We start from the raw sequence: 18723 nt of genomic DNA on the forward strand, positions 1-18723 counted from the left end.
CCCCTTATGTTAACGCCGTTTTATTTTTGTCCGTCGATGAGCCGGAAGAAGTGGTCGGTGACCGCGACGGACGTTTCCGACCCGCCACCACCGACGATGAGGGTGGCGAAGGCGATGTCATCGCTGCGGTAGCCAGCAAACCAGGCGTGGGAACCGCCGTTGAATTCGGCTTCACCGGTCTTGCCGTGCAGCTCGCCGCCGGTTTGCTGCATGCCACGGGCGGTACCGGAGGTAACCACGGAGCGCATCATGCCGCGCAGATTATCGACGACCACAGGGTCCGGAGCCGGGACCTCCTCACTGACCTCGGTGCGGTGACCCGCGATTAGGAATGGCATCGGTGTCTTGCCCGCAGCGGCGGTTGCGGCGACCAATGCCATCCCGAATGGGCTCGCTAGGTCGAGGCCCTGGCCGTACCCCTCGTCGACACGCTGCATGAATTCCTCACCACGGGGCACCGCGCCGGTCATCGTGTCCAGGCCAGGGATGCGATAGTCGACGCCGAGGCCGAAGCTTTTCGCCATGTCTTGCAGCTGGCCAGGTTGGAGTCGGCTGGAGATGTCCGCGAAGGTGGTGTTGCAGGACTGGGCGAAGGCATCATCGAGTGAGGTGTTGCCACGGGAGAAGCCGTTGTAGTTGGTGACGATGCGAGGCCCGACCTCCATCGTGCCGGGGCATGGCACGGTAGACCCCGGGTTGATCCCTTCATGAGCCATGCCGGCAGCGGCGGTAATCATCTTGAACGTCGAGCCTGGTGGGTATTGGCCCATCAGGGCAGGGTCGCCGTCCTCATCCGCGAGTTTCGTTTGCGCCACAGCGAGAATCTCGCCACTGGATGGCCGGATAGCCACCAGCATGGTTTTGCGATCCTTGCGCAGGTCAACTGCCTGCTGCGCCGCTTGCTGCAAGTGGTGATCCAGGCTAATGCGCACCGCGGGCGCGAGCTGAGGTTCATGCCGCTCCAAAGAATCGATCGCCGCGCCGTTTTGGTTCACCACCGCTACGTGCCAGCCATTCGCTCCTTCGAGTTCGTCGGCAACGATCTTTTCCACCCGCGACATGATCTCCGGGGCGAACGTCGGATCCGAACGGACCATCGCGGCTTCCTCGTTCACAATCACACCAGGAATACCGCGCAGCTCATCAGCCACCCGCTTCCCTTCCGGGCCACCAACGACGGCCACCGAATAGGTTCCCTTGAAATCCGCGAGGTTCCGGGCCAACACGGACTGGTTGATCTGAGGAACCGCTTCATTCGCCGCCCGGGCCTCATTGATGACCGTTGCGACGCGAGCCGCTACCCCAGTCAGGTTGCCCGCTTCTGACGTGTTGATCAGCACGCGGGCCACGCTGCCCGGCTGCAGCACATCAGCGCCGTCGGCGCTGACCACCCGGGACTTTTTCGCCTCCAAGGCCCGCAGTTCCAGGTGCTGGTTATTGCCGAGTTTCGGGTGGATGACCGTCGGCAAGAAGCGCACCTTCCATTCACCCTTCACCTTCGTGAGCGTGATCTGGGAGCTATAGGCGAAATTGCGCTCGCGAGGCAGTCGCCAATCCATCTGTACATCCGCCGTCGCGAGAGTGTCTTGATTGCTGACCTTCGTCACGGACGCGTCCAAGCCCTCCGCCTGCATGCCGTCAATCGTCTGCCGCAACATCAGCGTCGTCTGATCAGGGTTATCCGTAAGAGACGCCGCCTTTTCGATATCCCCCTCGGCCATGGACTGCACAAACTCCTGTGCCACCGGATCCGCAATATCCGGCTTCGGCGTGCACGACGCAGCGCACGTGGCAACCAGTGATGCGACGACAACAGCAGATAGGGCTCTCATGAAAACCAAGCCTAACAGCGAGGCCACCCTATCTTGGGGAGGCAGGGCGAGCTCTTTGGGAGGGGCTGCGGTTGGCCCCAAACCCGCCTAGAAGATCCCCCGCTTGCGCGCTTCCACGACGGCGGCGGTCCGGGAGGTGACGCCGAGCTTGGTGAATGCATTGCCGAGGTGCGATTTGATGGTGGCTTCGGTGAGGAAGAGCTCTTTGGCGATGTCTCGGTTCGATTTGCCTTCGCTCACCAGGCGCAGCACTTCCATTTCGCGTGCGGTGAGGTTGACGCTGGGGTTGCGCATGCGGCCCATGAGGCGGGTGGCGACTTTCGTGGAGAGCACCGACTCCCCCACCGCCGCTTGACGCACGCCTGCTACCAGCACTGATGGGTCGGAGTCTTTGAGTAAGTAACCGACAGCACCCGCGGAGACGGCCCCCACGACATCGGCGTCGGTGGAATAGTTCGTCACCACGAGTACTTGTGGCGCGTTGGGTTGTTCGCGGATCATCCGGGTGGCGCGCACTCCGCCGGATTCGGCGTCTTCGCCCGGCCCATCGCCGAAGCGTAGGTCCATGAGCACGAGGTCGAGGTCGGGGTGGGCTCGTACAAAGGACACGGCTTCTTCTGGGGTGGCGACTTCGCCTACCACCGTGATGTCGTCATCGTCTTCCAGGACTGCTTTGAGCCCGGCGCGGATGACGGGATGGTCGTCGGCAAGCAGCACGCTAATCATGTGACACCTCCATCGGGATCCGCACGCTCACACCCGTGCCCCCGTCCGATTCGATAGTAACCGTCCCACCCAGCTTATCGACGCGCCGCCGCACCCCCGCAAGCCCGTAAGAATTCGGGCCCACCGACGCCGGGTCAAAGCCCACCCCATCATCCACCACGTCCAGGGACACCGCGTCCGAATCAAACGTCAGCGTGACATTCGCACGGGTAGCATGCGCATGGGCAACCACATTAGCCAGCAGCGTTTGAGTAATCCGCACGAGCGCACTTTCCAGCGGCTCCGGAAGTTCCGTCGCGGGCCCATCCACATGAAAGCGCACCGCGTTGCCCATCGGAGTGGTAGAACACACCCGGGCTAGCGCCACCGGCAGCGACGACCCGGCCAGCGGCTCGGGCTGCAGGGCCGCGATGATACGACGCGTTTCGCTCAGATTCTGCGCCGCCGTCTGACGCGCCAATTGCAAGGTCTCAACCAGGGCGGAATCACCCAGCTCGACGGCTTTCTTCTCAGCCGAGTGCAACAACAGCTGAATAGAGCTCAGGCCTTGGGCGACCGTGTCATGGATATCCCCGGCCAGCCTGGTGCGCTCGCTCAATTCGCCGGCGGCGCGGGCCATCTCTGTCGCTTGAGCCTTGGTTTCAATCAGTTCAGAGATCGCATCGGCGCGGGCCTGCGACTCTGTGATCAACAGCCGGAACCCCAGTCCCACCGCAAGCGCCACACCAGCACCGATCGCAGGACCGATAATGGAACCGATCCCCGGCCCTGAGTGCCGCAACAACACTAGAATCGTGACCAGGGTCAACACACTCACGTACGCCACACTGCGCCAGCCACCGTAAGCGTGCGTGATGGCGAAGAACAGGGGAAATGCTAGGAAAGCCGCGTCCTCGCTGTAGTAGAGAAAAATCGCAAAGGCCGCCACCGTCACCAACATGAGTGCCGGTGACCACGTCTTGCCCAGCACTCGCGACCACTCCCACCCCGCCAGCGAAAAAGTAAAAATCACTGCCGCTACAATCGCCGCTCCGGTTGCCCCGCGAACCACCGCAAGGATAATCAGCGCAGCGACCAGGACAAACATGAACGCGTGCAACCAACGCCACGCGGAGTGTAGGAGGTGTGTCGTCGCCATGACACTCAAGCTTAATCACAAGGGGTAGGAAAGAAACCTAGACAAAAGTAGCAGACGAATTCCCTCCGTCTCCCCGATGTAGACACATCACCTTCGGAGCCACAATAGGAGCCATGTACCAAGGCTTTAAAGAACTCCGTCGCGCGCCCGGACGCAGCGCACTGATCACCACCACCATCGGTCTGATCGCCGTGCTCGTGAGTTTCCTGTCCGCACTCACCGCAGGGCTGTCTCACCAGTCGATCTCCGCACTGGAATACCTCACCGAGGGCAAGACCATGATCGTCGCCGACAACGGCGCATCCACGCTCTCGGGTTCTCGGGTCCCAGCGACACTCGCGGACGAAGTCGGGGGAACCCCGCTGTATGTCGGCCGGGATCGGGTTGGTGACACCCCGGTCGCCATCATGCCGGATCCAAGCTTGAGTGGTAACGAAGCCAAAGTCAACGGCACCCTGGACGCCCCAGTCGACCTGACCCTGGCCGACAAGGACGTCCACGTTGAAGGCACCCAAGACCTGTGGCTCGACCACGTCCCAGTGGTGCTCGTTTCTCCCGAAAACGCAGCTCAGGGCGAGCCTGCCGCGATCCTGGTAGACCACGAGGTCACCGCACCGGAAGGCACCAAGGTCCTCACCGGCAAGGACATCCTGAAAACCTCCGCAAGCTACACCGGCGAAAACCTGTCCCTCACCACCATGACCACTCTCCTGTTTGCCATCTCGGCCCTCGTGGTTGGCGCGTTCTTCACTGTGTGGACGATCCAGCGTCTCGGCGGCATCGCCATCACCTTGGCGCTCGGCGCGGCCCGCAAAGTCGTCATCTCTGACGCCCTCACCCAGGCTCTGCTCGTGCTGGTCGGTGGCGTGGCAGCCGGCACCCTCCTGACCATTACGGTTGCTAGCTTCGCCCCAGACAGCCTCCCGGTTTCCCTCACGTGGTCCACCACCGCACTGCCCGCCGCGATCCTCATCGCCTGTGGCCTCGCCGGTGCCGCGTTCTCCCTCTTCCCGATCTTCCGCGTTGACCCACGCAGCGCACTCGCCAACGCTTAAAGGAGTCTCCCATGCTTCAGTTTTCCCACGTCAGCCTCGATATTCAAGATGGCAGCACCACCCGGCGCCTCCTCGATGACGTTTCCTTCTCCGCCGCTCCCGGCGAAGTCCTCGGCATCACTGGCCCTTCCGGCTCCGGCAAATCAACGCTGCTTGCCATTGCTGGGCTCTTGCAGCCACCAACCACGGGTGGTGTGTGGCTCGATGACACCTCCCTCACCGTCACCGGTCGTGAAGCCGCCAAGATTCGCCGCGAAAAGATCGGTATTGTGTTCCAGCGTCCTAACTTGGTGTCGTCGTTAAGCGTGCGCGAGCAGCTCCTGCTCATGCCGCACCTCGGTCGCGTCCTTCCACTGCCACGGTCCGTGAAGCGGGCTGCGGCAGAGCGCGCGGAGGAGCTGCTGGACGCGGTGGGCCTCGCTGGGATGGGCGACCGCCGCATCAGTGAGCTGTCCGGCGGGCAGCAGGCGCGCGTCAACCTCGCGCGGGCACTGATGAACAGCCCTGAGCTGCTGCTTATCGACGAACCAACGGCCGCACTCGATTCCCACAGCGCCGATCGTGTCACCGACCTCATCATGGAGCTCGTGCACGAAAATCAGATGCCTGCCCTGTACGTGTCCCACGACCAGGAGCAAATAGCAAAACTCGACCGCACGATCACTGTCGTGGACGGCCGAGTTCAGGTGCCAGCTACTGTGTGATGCTGACTGTAGGAGCGCCGGTGACCGTGGTATCACCCATGGTCTCGGCGATTTTCATTGCCTCGTCAATGAGGGTCTCCACGATCTGAGACTCAGGGACGGTCTTAATCACCTCACCCTTGACAAAGATCTGGCCCTTGCCGTTACCGGAAGCAACGCCAAGATCGGCGTCGCGCGCCTCACCAGGGCCGTTAACAACACAACCCATGACGGCCACGCGCAATGGCACATCCATGCCTTCCAGACCAGCCGTTACTTCTTCAGCCAGCTTGTACACGTCTACCTGGGCGCGGCCACAGGATGGGCAGGACACAATTTCCAGCTTGCGGGGGCGCAGGTTCAGGGACTGTAGGATCTGATCGCCGACCTTGATCTCTTCCTTCGGATCGGCGGACAGGGACACGCGGATGGTATCGCCAATTCCCTCGGCCAGCAGCGCACCAAACGCCACAGCTGACTTGATAGTGCCCTGGAATGCTGGGCCGGCTTCCGTCACGCCGAGGTGCAGCGGGTAATCGCACTGTGCGGCCAGCTGGCGGTATGCCTCCACCATCACCACCGGGTCATTGTGCTTCACGGAAATGGCGATGTCGCCAAAGCCGTGCTCTTCAAACAGACCTGCCTCCCACAACGCGGACTCCACCAACGCTTCCGGGGTCGCCTTCCCGTATTTGTCCATGATGCGCTTGTCCAGGGAACCAGCATTCACGCCGATACGGATCGGGATGTTCGCATCTCCTGCAGCCTTGGCTACTTCCTTCACACGGCCATCGAATTCCTTGATGTTGCCGGGATTCACACGAACGGCGGCGCAACCAGCGTCGATGGCGGCGAAAATGTACTTCGGTTGGAAGTGGATGTCAGCGATCACCGGGATCGGGGACTTCTTCGCGATGACGGGCAGCGCCTCCGCGTCCACCGTCTTCGGGCACGCCACGCGCACAATGTCACAACCCGTGGCAGTCAACTGCGCGATCTGCTGCAAGGTGGCATTGACGTCATGCGTCTTGGTGGTGGTCATGGACTGCACCGAAATTGGGTAATCGGAACCGACACCGACCTTCCCCACCATCAGCTGCCGGGTCTTACGCCGCGGCGCCAACGTTGGCAGTGGTGCGTCTGGAATTCCGAGGCCGATGGGAGTTGACACGGTGAGTGCTCCTTACACAAAGCGCATGAAAATAGTGGCTACAGTCTAGCACCGGCAGCGCTTAGCCGAAGAGCCTCACCGGGTTGACAATGTCCGCCAGAATCACGATCACACCCAGCACCAGCAACGTTCCCGTCATCACCACGGTCAACGGCATGAGCTTGGTGTAATCCGCAGGGCCTGCTGGCTGCAGCCCGCGCAAGCCACGCACCCAATCCCGCAGCTTCTCCCACAGCACCACCGCGATGTGCCCGCCGTCGAGCGGTGGCAGCGGGATCAGATTAAATAGTGCGAGGAAGAAGTTCAGGCTGGCGAGCATCATCAGGAACGTTGCCCATTGGGCGCGCTCCACCATCTCGCCACCCACGCGGGAGGCACCGACAACACTCATCGGGCTGGTGTCGGCGCGTTCCGCCCCGAAGATCGACGCCAACACTCCTGGCACCTGCGCTGGCAACGACGCCAGCCCCTGCACCGTAGCTCCTAACATGTTTCCAGTGAAGGATGCGGTGGCGGGGAGGGCGTCGATAAGCCCGTATTGCTTGATCGCGTCCTTCGGCGGCGCGGAGACGATGCCGATGGCGCCCACCGTGACTTTCTGGCCGTCTTGGGTTTCCCGCTCGACGGATGGGACGGCCACGGTTACCGGCGTGACGCTGCCCGCCCGCTCCACGTCCAGAACAACGTGCTGGCCAGGCTTTTCGATAATCACCTTGCGCACATCCATAAACGATTGTGCCGGCACCCCATCGACGGCAAGAATCCGGTCCCCAGCCTTGATTCCAGCAGCAGCCGCCGGCCCCTCGTCCGTGCACCCCAGCGTGACGCAGGTGGTTTCCGCCACGGTAGCGGTGAAATCGGCCTTGGGGTTCGGCAGGCCCGCGCTCACTGCCACCACATAAAGCACCAGCATGCCGACGACTATGTTCATCGCCACGCCACCCAGCAGCGTCGCCACCCGAGCCCACCACGGCTTGTCTACCATGGCGTACGGCTTTTCCTCAGGGGTAATCTCATCGACCGCCGTCATTCCAGCGATGTCACAGAACCCACCCAGGGGCACGGCCTTGAAACCGTAGGTGGTGTGTCCTCTGGTGAATTGGAACAGCGTGGGGCCAAAGCCGATGAAGAAGCGGCGCACCCGCATGCCACAGGCCCGCGCCACGCTGTAGTGGCCCCACTCGTGCAGTCCAATGGTGATCGCGATTCCCAATGCGAAAAGGGCTACGCCCGCGAAATAGCTCACCGTCCGTGTACTCCCCTGCTTAGTTAGCTAGCCGGTCCACAACCTTGTTGGCTCGGCGACGTGCCTCGTCTTCTGTGGCGATAACATCGTCGACGTTAGACGGTACACCAGCGAACTCGCTCGCCCCACTGAGCACCTCAGCCACCGTGTCCACGATGTGCGGGAACTTGATCCGACGCTGCAGGAACGCGGCTGCGGCCTCCTCGTTTGCGGCGTTATACACCGCCGGGAACGTGCCCCCCTGAGCCACTGCCTCGCGCGCCAGTTGCACCGCCGGGAATGCGACATCGTCCACTGGCTCAAACGTCCAGGTGTGCGCCTGAGTGAAGTCCAAGGCAGGCTGCGCTTTCTTCACCCTCCGGGGCCAATCCAGCGCCATGGAGATCGGCAGCTTCATCGACGGTGGCGACGCCTGCGCGATGGTAGCGCCGTCGTGGAAAGTGACCATCGAGTGGATGATCGACTGCGGGTGCACGGAGATGTCGATAAGCTCCGGGGCCACGCCGAATAGCAGGCTCGCTTCAATAAGCTCCAATCCCTTATTGATCAGTGTGGCGGAATTAAGCGTGTTCATCTGCCCCATCGACCACGTCGGGTGCTGCGCCGCCTGCTCCGGAGTCACATCCCACATCTGCTCCCGGGTCCACCCGCGGAACGGGCCGCCACTCGCCGTCAGCACAAAACGCGACACTTCCCCACGCTCACCAGACATCAGGCACTGCGCCATCGCAGAATGTTCGGAATCAACGGGCACCAACTGACCCGGCTTCGCCTTTTCCAACACAATGTGCCCACCAGCCACCAAGGACTCTTTATTAGCGAGCGCCAGCGCCGCGCCCTGCTCCAGCGCACTCAGCGTCGACCGCAACCCCATCGACCCGACCAGCGCGTTGAGGACGGTATCGCAGGGGACGGCGTCGACAAGCTCGTGCGCCTGCTCAACGACGGCGCCACCCAGCGCCTCACCGACCTCCCGCGCAGCAGCAGGCTTAGCGACGCACACCTGCCCCGGCCCCAACCCCCACGCTGCCGCTTGCTGAATGATCAACTTCGGGTCGGAGCCGCCCGCAGCGATACCGACAACCTCGAATTTATCGCGGTTATCGGCAATCACCTCCAGCGCCTGAGTGCCAATCGAACCAGTGCTACCAAGAATCAGAACACGCTTTTTCACGCCCCCATTGTGGCACCCGGAAACGTGACATTCTCGCAGGACTCACCACTTTTGGGTGTAACTTCCTTCTCGCAGGTGGGGTCGGTGTCGAGAAAGAACGCCCCGCCAACTACAATGTGCAAAGATACTTAAGAAACAGTTTGCTTACATGAAGGAGCTAAGAACGTGGCTGGTTCTCACACGATTGAGCCTGAGGTTCACAACGGCGTGTCTACCCTCGACGAGCCATCCGCAGCATGGGGCTGGCACGACATCGGACGTGGCCCAACCCAGATCGCTGGCTGGATCTCCGTCGCATTCCTCCTCGGCATGAACTTCGGTAACCACCGCGGCCACGTGGAAACCATCTGGCTCTGCGCCATCGCAGCCCTCATCGCCATCGGCCTGCTCATCCAGCTGTTCCAGCCAAAGCTCTCCCAGGTTCGCACCGTCACCGCCCACAACAAGGCAGAAGGCCACGTCGAACCACACTGGACCTACGAGCAGCAGACCCTCCAGGGCTCCCACGCAAACCTCACCGACGCGCAGCTGCGCGCCCTCAACGTCGATCCTTCCACCGTAAAAGGTGAACTGAACTAACAGGATTACTACAAAAACCCTGCTCCCTACTTGGCGAGCAGGGTTTTTGGTTTTGTTTCCTTGGTTTCCTGATTCAGGGCAGAATGCGAGACCTGTTTTTCGAGACTCGGTGAATAAAACCCCTAAAACACCGCTTTGGGGCCCGAACCACTCCGAGTCTCGAATTCCAAGACTCGCACACTGCCCGAGAGAACACCCACAAGCCAGGTTGATTGCGTTGGCACCACAGGAAATCTCGCCGTCGGGTTCTCCACCAGCCGAATTTGCCCCACGTTAGGAAAAACATTCTTCCCGCGAACAGGCATTTTGCTGTAGCACAGTGTCTAACATGGGGCAGATAATGTGAAACATGACCTCAACATGGAAAGGCCCCGCACACACAAACCATCTGACACTCTCCCTCACAAAACTCGAGACCTGTTTTTCGAGACTCGGAGAATAAAACCCCCAAACCCAATCTATTGGGCCCGAACCACTCCGAGTCTCGAATTCCAAGACTCGCTCTTTAACCCGAACAAACAACCCAAGCCCCAGAACCCGCGTTTTACTTCTCCTCAGCTGCGAGCTGGCCACAGGCTGCGGCGATTTCTTGGCCACGGGTGTCACGAACGGTGCATGGCACGCCTTGTGCGATGACGCGTCGCACGAATTCGTCTTGGCGTTCCTTCGGGGAGGCATCCCATTTAGACCCCGGCGTTGGGTTCAGTGGGATGAGGTTGACGTGGACAAGTGGGCCGAGGGCTTTGTGGAGCTTTTTGCCGAGCATGTCGGCGCGCCAGCCTTGGTCGTTGATGTCCCGGATGAGGGCGTATTCGATTGAGACGCGGCGGCCGGACTTTTCGGCGTAGTACTTGGCTGCGTCGAGTACTTCCGAGACCGACCAGCGGTTGTTAACGGGAACGAGGGTGTCACGGAGTTCGTCGTCGGGGGTGTGCAGGGATACGGCGAGGGTGACGGAGAAGCCTTCGTCGGCGAAGCGTCGGATAGCTGGGGCGAGGCCGACCGTGGAGACGGTGACATTGCGTTGGGATATGCCGAAGCCTTGCGGGGCTGGGGCCGTGATTTGCCGGACGGCGCTCATGACGCGTTTGTAATTGGCCAGCGGCTCGCCCATGCCCATGAACACGATGTTGGAAAGGCGGGAGCCTTCGGCGGCCATGGTGGCGGCTGCTGCGCGGACTTGATCGACGATTTCGCCCGTCGATAGGTTGCGGTCAATGCCGCCCTGCCCTGTTGCGCAGAACGGGCACGCCATGCCGCACCCTGCTTGGGACGAGATGCAGAGGGTGGCGCGGTCCTTGTAACGCATGAGGACTGATTCGAGGAGGGTGCCGTCGTGAAGCTGCCACAGCGTTTTTGTGGTGTCGCCGCCGTCGGTGGAGATTTGCCGCACAGGGGTCATGAGCGTTGGGAAGAGGGCGTCGCGGACCTTCTCGCGGGCGGCGGCCGGCAGATCCGTCATGGTGGTGGGGTCGGCTTCGAGGCGGCCGTAGTAGTGGCGAGCGATCTGGTCGACGCGGAACTTCGGGAGCCCAAGCTCCTGCACCGCCGACACCCGCTCTTCGTGGGTGAGGTCGGCGAAGTGCTTCTGGGGCATGCCACGCTTCGGGGCATCAAAAACGAGTGGAATTTCAGCCATAGTATCCCCCATCTTTCCACGTCTTTGTGCATAGTCCAATTGGCATTTTTGCTGCGCACCGCGTTCAATAGATGACATGACTACACCGCACCCTGAAGAGCAGCCTACGCTTAACGACGCCCCCGTCCCCGCACTTCCCGAACCAGAACCAGAAACAGAGACCAAGGTTCGAGGCTCATTAGCTGGGGGAACCTGGATTGCCCTGATTTCCGGGGCACTGCTCCTTATTTTGCTCCTGGTATTTATCCTGCAAAACCAGCAGCAGGCTGATCTTCACCTGTTCGCGTGGACATTCCAGGTCCCAACCGGAGTGGGAGTTCTGCTGGCAGCCATTGTCGGCGCCCTTATTATGGCGATCGTCGGTGGGGTACGGATGCTGGAATTGCGTCGGCAAGTTAAGCGCGCGCAGCTCGGCTAAGTCAGGCTGAGCAGCAACCACGTCACCATCGCCGACGGCAGCATCCCGTCCAGGCGATCCATGATTCCGCCATGCCCAGGCAGCATGGCGGACATGTCTTTAATGCCCAATTCGCGTTTGAATTGGCTTTCCACCAAATCACCGAGCGTCGCGCAGATCACCAGACCAATGCCGAGGAAAATGCCCATCCACCACACGCCGTGCAGCAAGAAATGGATCGTGAGCATGCCCACGACACTGCCGAGGATCAGCGAGCCGGCGAAACCTTCCCAGGATTTTTTCGGGCTGACAGCCGGCGCCATCGGGTGCGTGCCAAACATCACGCCAGCAATGTATCCGCCCACATCCGAGGCGACCACGCACAGCATGAACGTGACAATGTACATGCCATAAAGCACACCGTCTTGTTCAATCTTCGACAGCATCGCAGCGAACGCACCGAACAGCGGGATCCAGGTGAGCACAAAAATACCGAGGGACATATCCCGCAGATAATTCTGTGGCGCTACGTGACGGCCATGGTGGAACAACCGACCAAACATCAATGCCAGCACGCTGGCCACATAAGCGGCAATCAGGCCAGTGGTGCCAAACGGCCACGACAGCCACACCATCGCCTGGCCCCCCACCAAAAGCAGGGCGCGTTGCAGCAGGTAGCCGTGTTCTTTCAGTCGTGAATGAACTTCCCAGGTGGCAAGGAAAACAGCGGCTGCCACCAGTGGATACCAGCCAAAGGGGATAACAAAAATGGCAAGCAGCACCAGGGCGCCAAGACCGACGCCCACTGCGATCGCTTGCTTTAGGTTACGACCCGCTGAGTTTTTAGGCCGGATGTGATCCACTGTGACAACTCCTACATAGGAAAAGCGCTGCCGGAATCAACAGCGCTTGCAAATAAAAGGGCATGGCGAAGTCGGCTAGACCTCCATGAGCTCCTTTTCCTTTGCTGCCACCAGATCGTCCATCTGAGCGACGTACTTCTGGGTGACCTTATCCAGTTCCTTTTCGGCTGCGAGCACCTCGTCCTCACCCGCGTCGCCGTCTTTTTGCAGCTTCTTCAGCTGATCCATGCCCTTACGACGCACGTTACGGATCGCAATCTTGCCGTCTTCGCCCTTGGACTTCGCCATCTTGACCATGTCACGACGGCGTTCCTCGGTCAGCTGTGGTACGGTCACGCGCAGCACCTGGCCGTCGTTGGTTGGGTTGACACCCAGGTCAGAATTGCGGATAGCGTTCTCGATCTCGTTCATGACGGACATCTCATATGGCTTAATGAGCAGCATGCGAGGTTCCGGTACCGAGATGGTGGCCATCTGGGTAATTGGAGTAGGAACACCGTAGTACTCAGCCATTACGCCGTTGAACATCGCTGGGTTAGCGCGACCGGTGCGGATGGTGGTCAGGTCTTCGCGGGTGTGGTCCACGGAGACGCCCATACGCTCTTCAGCTTCAAACAGGATTTCGTCGATCATTTAGGTCCCTTAGTTGAAAGTGGTTCTTCGTATTCTTAATTTATCAGGAACGAACCAGCGTTCCGATTCGCTCACCCCGAACGGCACGTGCGATATTGCCGTCGGTAAGCAGGTTGAACACTAGGATCGGCATCTTGTTATCCATGCACAGGCTGAATGCGGTGGAGTCTGCGACCTTAAGGCCCTTCTCAATTACCTCTTGTGGCGTGATCTCCGTGAACATGGAGGCATCTGGGTTCGTGCGCGGATCACTGTCGTACACCCCATCGACGCCCTTGGCCATGAGCAACACCTCGCAGTCGATTTCCAACGCACGCTGCGCCGCGGTGGTGTCCGTGGAGAAGTACGGCATGCCCATGCCTGCTCCGAAGATGACCACGCGTCCCTTTTCCAGGTGACGCTTCGCACGCAACGGCAGGTACGGCTCGGAAACCTGCGCCATGTTGATCGCGGTCTGCACGCGCGTCTCGACGCCCTCCTTCTCCAGGAAATCCTGGAGCGCGAGGCAGTTCATGACGGTTCCAAGCATGCCCATGTAATCAGAGCGTGCTCGATCCATGCCGCGCTGCTGCAGCTGCGCGCCACGGAAGAAGTTGCCACCGCCGATGACAACACACACCTCAGTTCCAGCCTGATCAATTTCAGCGATCTGCCGGGCCACGTTTTGGACAACATCTGGGTCAATGCCCACGTTGCCGCCACCGAACATTTCACCGCCAAGCTTGAGCATTACTCGTTTGAAACCTTGGCGTTGCTTACCGGAATCCTCCGACATTGAAGGTACACCTTCCTGCTGTGACATATTTTCTCCCAACAGCTTACATGGTTTTAGGCATGAAAAAGCGTTCCGCACGTGGGGTACGGAACGCTGTAGTAATTGCACCCTACCGGGTTAACAGCCTAGTGCTGGCCAACCTCGAAGCGAGCGAAGGACTTCAAGACAATGCCTGCCTCATCCATGAGCTGCTTAACGGACTTCTTGTTGTCGGAAACAGAAGCCTGCTCCAGGAGGGTGACGTCCTTGAAGAAGCCGTTCATGCGACCCTCAACGATCTTGGCGATAGCAGCCTCTGGCTTGCCCTCTTCGCGGGTGATTTTCTCCTGGGTTGCGCGCTCCTTCTCCACAACGTCAGCTGGGACGTCCTCGCGGGAGAGGTACTGTGCCTTCATAGCAGCAACCTGCATTGCAGCGGCCTTAGCGGCAGCCTCGTCGTCGCCTTCGTAGGCAACCAGGACGCCCACTGCTGGTGGCAGGTCAGCGGCACGGTGGTGCAGGTAAACAGCGACCTTGTCGCCTTCCAGGGTGATAGCGCGACGCAGCTCGAGCTTCTCGCCGATCTTTGCAGACAGCTGCTGGATTGCTTCCGCAGCGGTCATGCCGTCGACCTCAGCAGCTGCGAGCTCTTCTGGGGTGTTTGCCTTGACGGCAGCAGCAGCGTCGGCAATCTTTGCGCAGAAGTCCTTAAACTCAGCGTTCTTTGCCACGAAGTCGGTCTCAGAGTTGACCTCAACCATGGTGTTGCCGGAAACAGCGATCAGGCCTTCAGCAGCGGTGCGCTCTGCACGCTTGCCGACGTCCTTAGCGCCCTTAATGCGGAGCAGTTCAACAGCCTTGTCAAAGTCACCAGCGGTCTCTTCAAGAGCCTTCTTGCTGTCGAGCATGCCAGCGCCGGTCATTTCGCGCAGCTTCTTGACGTCTGCAGCAGTGTAGTTCGCCATGTGGGGCGATCCTCCTTGTTTATAGAAGAAGATTTTCCTTGATGAATTCTAGCGTAGTGCGCTCGTTTATGCGCGCACCGGGGTGTCTGTTTTGTAACGCGAGCGTTTCTTCTTGCTGTAATTTAGATTGAAAAAGTAGCATCAGCGAACCGGCAGTGCTGACAGCTTACTGTTATCGCATTGATACCAGTTTTAAGGACATTGCCTTTCATTTTCACTAGTGTCAATTCATGTAGTGCCAAGAGCCACCACAGTCACCTAGAAGAGATAGGATCCTCAAACCTATGAAAGCAAAAAAAATCAGCTCTGCCTTGGCTGCGTTAATCTTATCCGTAGCTTTGTCCCCTTGCACAAATGCTGAGCCCCTCAACCACAATGTTGCAAGCAACAAAACACATTCTGGCCAGCAAACGACTGATGCTCTCACCGAAGATCTACTAGTGCTAGATCGTTACACATATCCTGACACAATGGTCTTTGACCTTGATGGAGCTCTAGCACAAGATGAAGATCTTGAAGCTGAAGCTCTCGAGCTAGCATCAGTTCTCGAAGCTTTTGGATGGAGCATTCAGAGCACCAACCCGGAGTATCTTGAGAATGTTTCCGTGAAATCTTCAGCCCAAGCCGGTATCGTTCAACCTTTCTCTAATTGCAATGGTAAAAATGGCTCCCAGCTGGTACCGCCTGCAATTCTTCTGGACAGCTGCGCGGCGAGTGCACTGCAAAATGCAATCACTGGAGGAGCCACTGCAGTCGAACTTGCTGGAACGTTGACAGCCATCACCGGAGTTTCCCTCGCACTTGCAACCCCCATAGCTATTGGCCTTGTCGCGCAAGCATCACTCATTGGTATTTGTGGTTCATGGGGCAATGGCATTCGACTATTCCCCAATGGCATGTGCTGGTCCCAATAGACACTGGAAAGGAAACTGCCATGCGAATCAAGATCCTAGTTATCTTTGGCTTCGTTTCTCTCGGCCTTTGCCTCTTTGGCGTTTTCCAGCCAAACTCCCAAATCAGCCGTATCGCAGCGCCGGTCGCAACTCTCTACATTTTGCTGTCGATCGCCTTCTTCATCTCAGAAAACGAGAAAAAACGCAGCAGTGATAAGGGCTGATCTATAGGCCGCACAGTCTTTACTGTGGGGCCTTCAAAACGCGAAAACCTCCCCGAAGGGAGGTTTGCTCAAAGTAAAGAATTACTCAGCAGCTGGTGCTTCTGCGGCAGCCTCTTCGGTTGCCTCAACCTTTGCTGCAACCTCTACCTTTTCAGCTTCTGGCTTGTCGCCAGCAGCTTCCTTAGCAGCGGCGAGCTGGCGCTCTTCGCGTGCCTTCTTGCCCTCTTCCACTGCGGTGGAGATGACGCGGGACAGCAGTGCGGTTGCGCGGATGGCGTCGTCGTTGCCTGGGATTGGGAAGTTCACAACGTCTGGGTCGCAGTTGGTGTCCAGGATGGCCACAACTGGGATGTTCAGCTTGTGAGCTTCGGAGATCGCGATGTGCTCCTTGTTGGTGTCGATGACCCACATTGCGGAAGGAAGCTTGTTCATGTCTGCGATGCCGCCGAGGACGCGCTCCAGCTTGGTGCGCTCGCGGTTCAGCATGAGGATTTCCTTCTTGCCGCGACCTTCGTAGCCGTTCTCGGCTGCGTCCATGGCCTGCAGTTCCTTCATGCGGTGCAGACGCTTGGAAACGGTCTGGAAGTTGGTCAGCATGCCGCCGAGCCAGCGGTGGTTGACGTATGGCATACCAACGCGGGTAGCTTCGGTAGCAACTGCTTCCTGAGCTTGCTTCTTGGTACCAACGAAGAGGATGGTGCCACCGTGCGCAACAGTTTCCTTGACGAACTCGAATGCTTCGTCAATGTAGGTCAGGGTCTGCTGCAGGTCGATGATGTAGATGCCGTTGCGATCGGTGAAGATGAAGCGGCGCATCTTTGGGTTCCAACGACGGGTCTGGTGGCCAAAGTGGACACCGGCGTCGAGAAGCTCGCGCATGGTTACGACTGCCATGGGTGCTCCCTTTCAAAGTAGAAGTTTCGGTTTTAACAATGTGCAGGTTTTTCTCCTGCTCCTAGCATCCTGGCCGTTACGCAACACCCTGCGGTTTTACCCGTCGGGACCTCGTTGCGCGTGACACTTGTGGACGCGCGTAGTCAGCGTGCGGACACACTGCTGGGTCGATCATAACGGCTACCGGCCATCTTTCCAAATGGAGACGCTAAGTTATCCCCAGGTCAGGCTACTTTAACCCCACTGGCACCACTATCCACAGGGCATTGCTTACCGGCGCCCTCCCCCACGCCCCCATCCACCACCATGGCACCTATGAAAAAGATTCTCCTTCTACTCACCCTTGCACCCTTGCTTTCCGCGTATGTTTCTCCGACTACTGGGGCCGACCACGCCTCTGGAGTAACGAGGGCGTTTGATAAACCCGCGAAGAATTGGCTTAAGGGGCACCGGGGCGTCGACTTGGCAGCTGAGCCCGGCGCGACGATCGTGGCCGCGGGTGAGGGCGTGGTGAGTTATGTTGGCGTGATTGCTGGGACGCCGATTGTGTCTATTGAGCATCCGGATGGGATCAAGACGACGTATCAGCCGGTGCATGCCGTGGTGGCACGTGGTGATGCGGTGGCAGAGGGGCAGCCGATTGGTAGGTTGGCGGGCACTGAGGGCCTGCACTGGGGCGCTTTGGTGGCGAAGGATGACTACATTAATCCGCTGTCATTGCTGAAGCGGCCGACGATTCGGCTTAAGCCCGTGGGTGGGCTTGATCGAAGGCGGCTTTGAGGCGGGCGGCGTTGACGTGGGTGTAGATCTGGGTGGTTTGTAGTGAGGCGTGTCCGAGCATCTCTTGGACGACGCGCAGGTCCGCACCACCTTCCAGGAGGTGAGTTGCGGCGGAGTGCCTGAGGCCGTGGGGGGTGAGGTCGCGAACTCCGGTGATTTTAGCTGCGCGTTCGACGACGCGGCGGACTTGTCGCGGGTCAATGCGCTTGCCGCGGATTCCTACAAAGAGAGCTTTTTCTTGGGGTGTGGCGAAGTGGCAGCGGCCGTCGTTAAGCCAGCGTTCGAGGGCGTCTGTGGCTGCGTCGCCGAAGGGGACGACGCGTTGTTTGTTTCCTTTTCCCGTGACTTTTGCGACGCGCCTGTTTAGGTCAATGTCCGTTGCGTTGAGCGCTACCAGTTCGCCGATGCGCAGTGCTCCGGCGTACATCAATTCGAGGATTGCGCTATCGCGGAGGAATTCCGGTTCAGTGGTGGAGGCGGCGTTACCCATGAGTTCGCCTGCCTCCTGCTTGGCGAGGACGCGGGGCAGGTGGCGGCCTGCTTGGGGCGTGACCAGGCGTGCTGCGATATCTGTGTCAATTTCCTCGTGTTTGACGAGCCAGGAAGAGAAGCTTTTCAGGGCTGCGGTACGGCGGGCGAGGGTGGCTTTCGATTTCCCTTCGGCTACTGCGTCGGCGAGCCAGGCGCGCAGGTTGGCCAAAGTGAACTCGGCGGTGGTGGAGATGCGTGCGGTGAGCAAAGTGAGGTCGCTGCGGTACGCCTTCACGGTGGCTGGTGATTTTCCGTGCACAAGTGCGAGGGTGTCGCAGTAGTCGTCGATAAGTGCGGCGATTGAGGTCATACCTGCACGCAACAAAGCGGTGCGACGTGATGCCGCACCGCTTTGCCTTTCAACTCACCCATAACGCATAACCTTAGCGCTTTGCGGATTGTCGCGCAGTTGGAGGTGCTACAAGACCGATCCGCAAATTCAAGTTTGGTGGGGCCTGTCATTGTCCTGAACTCCAGGCCCCGTCACTTAGGCTTGCCTAACCTATTTTAACGGCAAGCTCTCATTAACGCAAGGGTTTTGTTGCA

General features: G+C 59.5%; 20 protein-coding genes. 7 read left to right on the forward strand and 13 right to left on the reverse strand.

The annotated features are described in order from the left end of the window. Positions 1 to 20: 20 nt before the first annotated feature. From HW450_RS01960 to HW450_RS01970, 3 genes are all read right to left on the reverse strand, one after another. Complete coding sequence (locus HW450_RS01960) at positions 21 to 1832, reverse strand: penicillin-binding transpeptidase domain-containing protein (RefSeq protein WP_182386358.1); 1812 nt, start codon at positions 1830 to 1832, stop codon at positions 21 to 23. A gap of 87 nt (positions 1833 to 1919) precedes the next feature. Continuing rightward, entirely contained in the window at positions 1920 to 2558 is a 639-nt protein-coding gene (locus HW450_RS01965) for a response regulator (RefSeq protein WP_182386359.1), read from the reverse strand. Next, positions 2551 to 3696 (reverse strand): sensor histidine kinase, encoded by a 1146-nt coding sequence (locus HW450_RS01970; RefSeq protein WP_182386360.1) that lies wholly within the window; start codon positions 3694 to 3696, stop codon positions 2551 to 2553. Before HW450_RS01970 ends, HW450_RS01965 begins: the two co-directional genes overlap by 8 nt. A gap of 113 nt (positions 3697 to 3809) precedes the next feature. On the opposite strand from HW450_RS01970, the gene HW450_RS01975 reads away from it, so the two are divergent. Next, entirely contained in the window at positions 3810 to 4751 is a 942-nt protein-coding gene (locus HW450_RS01975; protein ID WP_182386361.1) for an ABC transporter permease family protein, read from the forward strand. 11 nt (positions 4752 to 4762) lie between these two features. Next, the gene (locus tag HW450_RS01980; protein ID WP_182386362.1) at positions 4763 to 5455 is read left to right on the forward strand and encodes an ABC transporter ATP-binding protein; all 693 of its coding nucleotides are present in this window, start codon (positions 4763 to 4765) and stop codon (positions 5453 to 5455) included. Here the strand turns inward: HW450_RS01980 and ispG are convergent. The 3 genes from ispG to dxr all read right to left on the reverse strand — a co-directional run bounded on the left by ispG (position 5445) and on the right by dxr (position 9025). Next, complete coding sequence (ispG, locus tag HW450_RS01985; RefSeq protein WP_182386363.1) at positions 5445 to 6605, reverse strand: flavodoxin-dependent (E)-4-hydroxy-3-methylbut-2-enyl-diphosphate synthase; 1161 nt, start codon at positions 6603 to 6605, stop codon at positions 5445 to 5447. The two genes, HW450_RS01980 and ispG, sit on opposite strands and share 11 nt — an antisense overlap. A 61-nt stretch (positions 6606 to 6666) precedes the next feature. Beyond that, positions 6667 to 7851, reverse strand: a complete 1185-nt coding sequence (locus HW450_RS01990; RefSeq protein WP_182386364.1) for a M50 family metallopeptidase — start codon at positions 7849 to 7851, stop codon at positions 6667 to 6669. Between the two features lie 19 nt (positions 7852 to 7870). Beyond that, complete coding sequence (dxr, locus tag HW450_RS01995; RefSeq protein WP_182386365.1) at positions 7871 to 9025, reverse strand: 1-deoxy-D-xylulose-5-phosphate reductoisomerase; 1155 nt, start codon at positions 9023 to 9025, stop codon at positions 7871 to 7873. A gap of 165 nt (positions 9026 to 9190) precedes the next feature. Here dxr and HW450_RS02000 point away from each other — a divergent pair, with 165 nt between their 5' ends. Then, the gene (locus HW450_RS02000) at positions 9191 to 9604 is read left to right on the forward strand and encodes a DUF2631 domain-containing protein (protein ID WP_182386366.1); all 414 of its coding nucleotides are present in this window, start codon (positions 9191 to 9193) and stop codon (positions 9602 to 9604) included. A gap of 544 nt (positions 9605 to 10148) precedes the next feature. Here HW450_RS02000 and rlmN read toward each other — a convergent pair. Further along, positions 10149 to 11243 carry a 23S rRNA (adenine(2503)-C(2))-methyltransferase RlmN gene (rlmN, locus tag HW450_RS02005; protein WP_182386367.1) on the reverse strand — a complete coding sequence of 365 codons (1095 nt, stop codon included), beginning with the start codon at positions 11241 to 11243 and terminating at the stop codon, positions 10149 to 10151. A gap of 76 nt (positions 11244 to 11319) precedes the next feature. Here rlmN and HW450_RS02010 point away from each other — a divergent pair, with 76 nt between their 5' ends. Continuing rightward, a complete protein-coding gene (locus HW450_RS02010) occupies positions 11320 to 11661 on the forward strand; it encodes a LapA family protein (RefSeq protein WP_182386368.1) in 342 nt (113 codons plus the stop codon). Here the strand turns inward: HW450_RS02010 and HW450_RS02015 are convergent. The 4 genes from HW450_RS02015 to tsf all read right to left on the reverse strand — a co-directional run bounded on the left by HW450_RS02015 (position 11658) and on the right by tsf (position 14855). After that, on the reverse strand, positions 11658 to 12503 hold the full coding sequence (locus HW450_RS02015) for a phosphatidate cytidylyltransferase (RefSeq protein ID WP_182386369.1): 846 nt from the start codon (positions 12501 to 12503) through the stop codon (positions 11658 to 11660). The genes HW450_RS02010 and HW450_RS02015 overlap by 4 nt on opposite strands. Before the next feature lie 75 nt (positions 12504 to 12578). After that, positions 12579 to 13136 carry a ribosome recycling factor gene (gene frr / locus HW450_RS02020; protein ID WP_182386370.1) on the reverse strand — a complete coding sequence of 186 codons (558 nt, stop codon included), beginning with the start codon at positions 13134 to 13136 and terminating at the stop codon, positions 12579 to 12581. A 43-nt stretch (positions 13137 to 13179) separates the two neighbouring features. Continuing rightward, positions 13180 to 13911, reverse strand: a complete 732-nt coding sequence (pyrH, locus tag HW450_RS02025) for a UMP kinase (protein ID WP_182386371.1) — start codon at positions 13909 to 13911, stop codon at positions 13180 to 13182. A gap of 125 nt (positions 13912 to 14036) precedes the next feature. Continuing rightward, positions 14037 to 14855, reverse strand: coding sequence for a translation elongation factor Ts (gene tsf, locus HW450_RS02030; protein ID WP_182386372.1), 819 nt, complete (start codon positions 14853 to 14855; stop codon positions 14037 to 14039). A 284-nt stretch (positions 14856 to 15139) separates the two neighbouring features. On the opposite strand from tsf, the gene HW450_RS02035 reads away from it, so the two are divergent. Then, positions 15140 to 15769 carry a hypothetical protein gene (locus HW450_RS02035; RefSeq protein WP_182386373.1) on the forward strand — a complete coding sequence of 210 codons (630 nt, stop codon included), beginning with the start codon at positions 15140 to 15142 and terminating at the stop codon, positions 15767 to 15769. A gap of 20 nt (positions 15770 to 15789) precedes the next feature. After that, the gene (locus tag HW450_RS02040) at positions 15790 to 15972 is read left to right on the forward strand and encodes a hypothetical protein (RefSeq protein WP_182386374.1); all 183 of its coding nucleotides are present in this window, start codon (positions 15790 to 15792) and stop codon (positions 15970 to 15972) included. A gap of 81 nt (positions 15973 to 16053) precedes the next feature. Here the strand turns inward: HW450_RS02040 and rpsB are convergent, their stop codons facing one another. Then, on the reverse strand, positions 16054 to 16866 hold the full coding sequence (gene rpsB, locus HW450_RS02045; protein WP_182386375.1) for a 30S ribosomal protein S2: 813 nt from the start codon (positions 16864 to 16866) through the stop codon (positions 16054 to 16056). 315 nt (positions 16867 to 17181) lie between these two features. Between rpsB and HW450_RS02050 the strand changes: the two genes are divergently transcribed. Then, the gene (locus HW450_RS02050; RefSeq protein WP_182386376.1) at positions 17182 to 17646 is read left to right on the forward strand and encodes a M23 family metallopeptidase; all 465 of its coding nucleotides are present in this window, start codon (positions 17182 to 17184) and stop codon (positions 17644 to 17646) included. Here the strand turns inward: HW450_RS02050 and HW450_RS02055 are convergent. Next, on the reverse strand, positions 17609 to 18487 hold the full coding sequence (locus HW450_RS02055; RefSeq protein ID WP_182386377.1) for a tyrosine recombinase XerC: 879 nt from the start codon (positions 18485 to 18487) through the stop codon (positions 17609 to 17611). The two genes, HW450_RS02050 and HW450_RS02055, sit on opposite strands and share 38 nt — an antisense overlap. Positions 18488 to 18723: the final 236 nt, after the last annotated feature.

It is taken from the genome of Corynebacterium hindlerae, from assembly GCF_014117265.1.
Taxonomy (GTDB): Bacteria; Actinomycetota; Actinomycetes; order Mycobacteriales; family Mycobacteriaceae; genus Corynebacterium; species Corynebacterium hindlerae.

Coding starts and splice junctions, on each gene's coding strand:
- HW450_RS01960 (WP_182386358.1), bottom strand. CDS start 1,832: ATGAGAGCCCTATCTGCTGTTGTCGTCGCATCACTGGTTGCCACGTGC.
- HW450_RS01965 (WP_182386359.1), bottom strand. CDS start 2,558: ATGATTAGCGTGCTGCTTGCCGACGACCATCCCGTCATCCGCGCCGGG.
- HW450_RS01970 (WP_182386360.1), bottom strand. CDS start 3,696: ATGGCGACGACACACCTCCTACACTCCGCGTGGCGTTGGTTGCACGCG.
- HW450_RS01975 (WP_182386361.1), top strand. CDS start 3,810: ATGTACCAAGGCTTTAAAGAACTCCGTCGCGCGCCCGGACGCAGCGCA.
- HW450_RS01980 (WP_182386362.1), top strand. CDS start 4,763: ATGCTTCAGTTTTCCCACGTCAGCCTCGATATTCAAGATGGCAGCACC.
- rlmN (WP_182386367.1), bottom strand. CDS start 11,243: ATGGCTGAAATTCCACTCGTTTTTGATGCCCCGAAGCGTGGCATGCCC.
- HW450_RS02010 (WP_182386368.1), top strand. CDS start 11,320: ATGACTACACCGCACCCTGAAGAGCAGCCTACGCTTAACGACGCCCCC.
- frr (WP_182386370.1), bottom strand. CDS start 13,136: ATGATCGACGAAATCCTGTTTGAAGCTGAAGAGCGTATGGGCGTCTCC.
- pyrH (WP_182386371.1), bottom strand. CDS start 13,911: ATGTCGGAGGATTCCGGTAAGCAACGCCAAGGTTTCAAACGAGTAATG.
- tsf (WP_182386372.1), bottom strand. CDS start 14,855: ATGGCGAACTACACTGCTGCAGACGTCAAGAAGCTGCGCGAAATGACC.
- HW450_RS02035 (WP_182386373.1), top strand. CDS start 15,140: ATGAAAGCAAAAAAAATCAGCTCTGCCTTGGCTGCGTTAATCTTATCC.
- HW450_RS02040 (WP_182386374.1), top strand. CDS start 15,790: ATGCGAATCAAGATCCTAGTTATCTTTGGCTTCGTTTCTCTCGGCCTT.
- rpsB (WP_182386375.1), bottom strand. CDS start 16,866: ATGGCAGTCGTAACCATGCGCGAGCTTCTCGACGCCGGTGTCCACTTT.
- HW450_RS02050 (WP_182386376.1), top strand. CDS start 17,182: ATGAAAAAGATTCTCCTTCTACTCACCCTTGCACCCTTGCTTTCCGCG.
- HW450_RS02055 (WP_182386377.1), bottom strand. CDS start 18,487: ATGACCTCAATCGCCGCACTTATCGACGACTACTGCGACACCCTCGCA.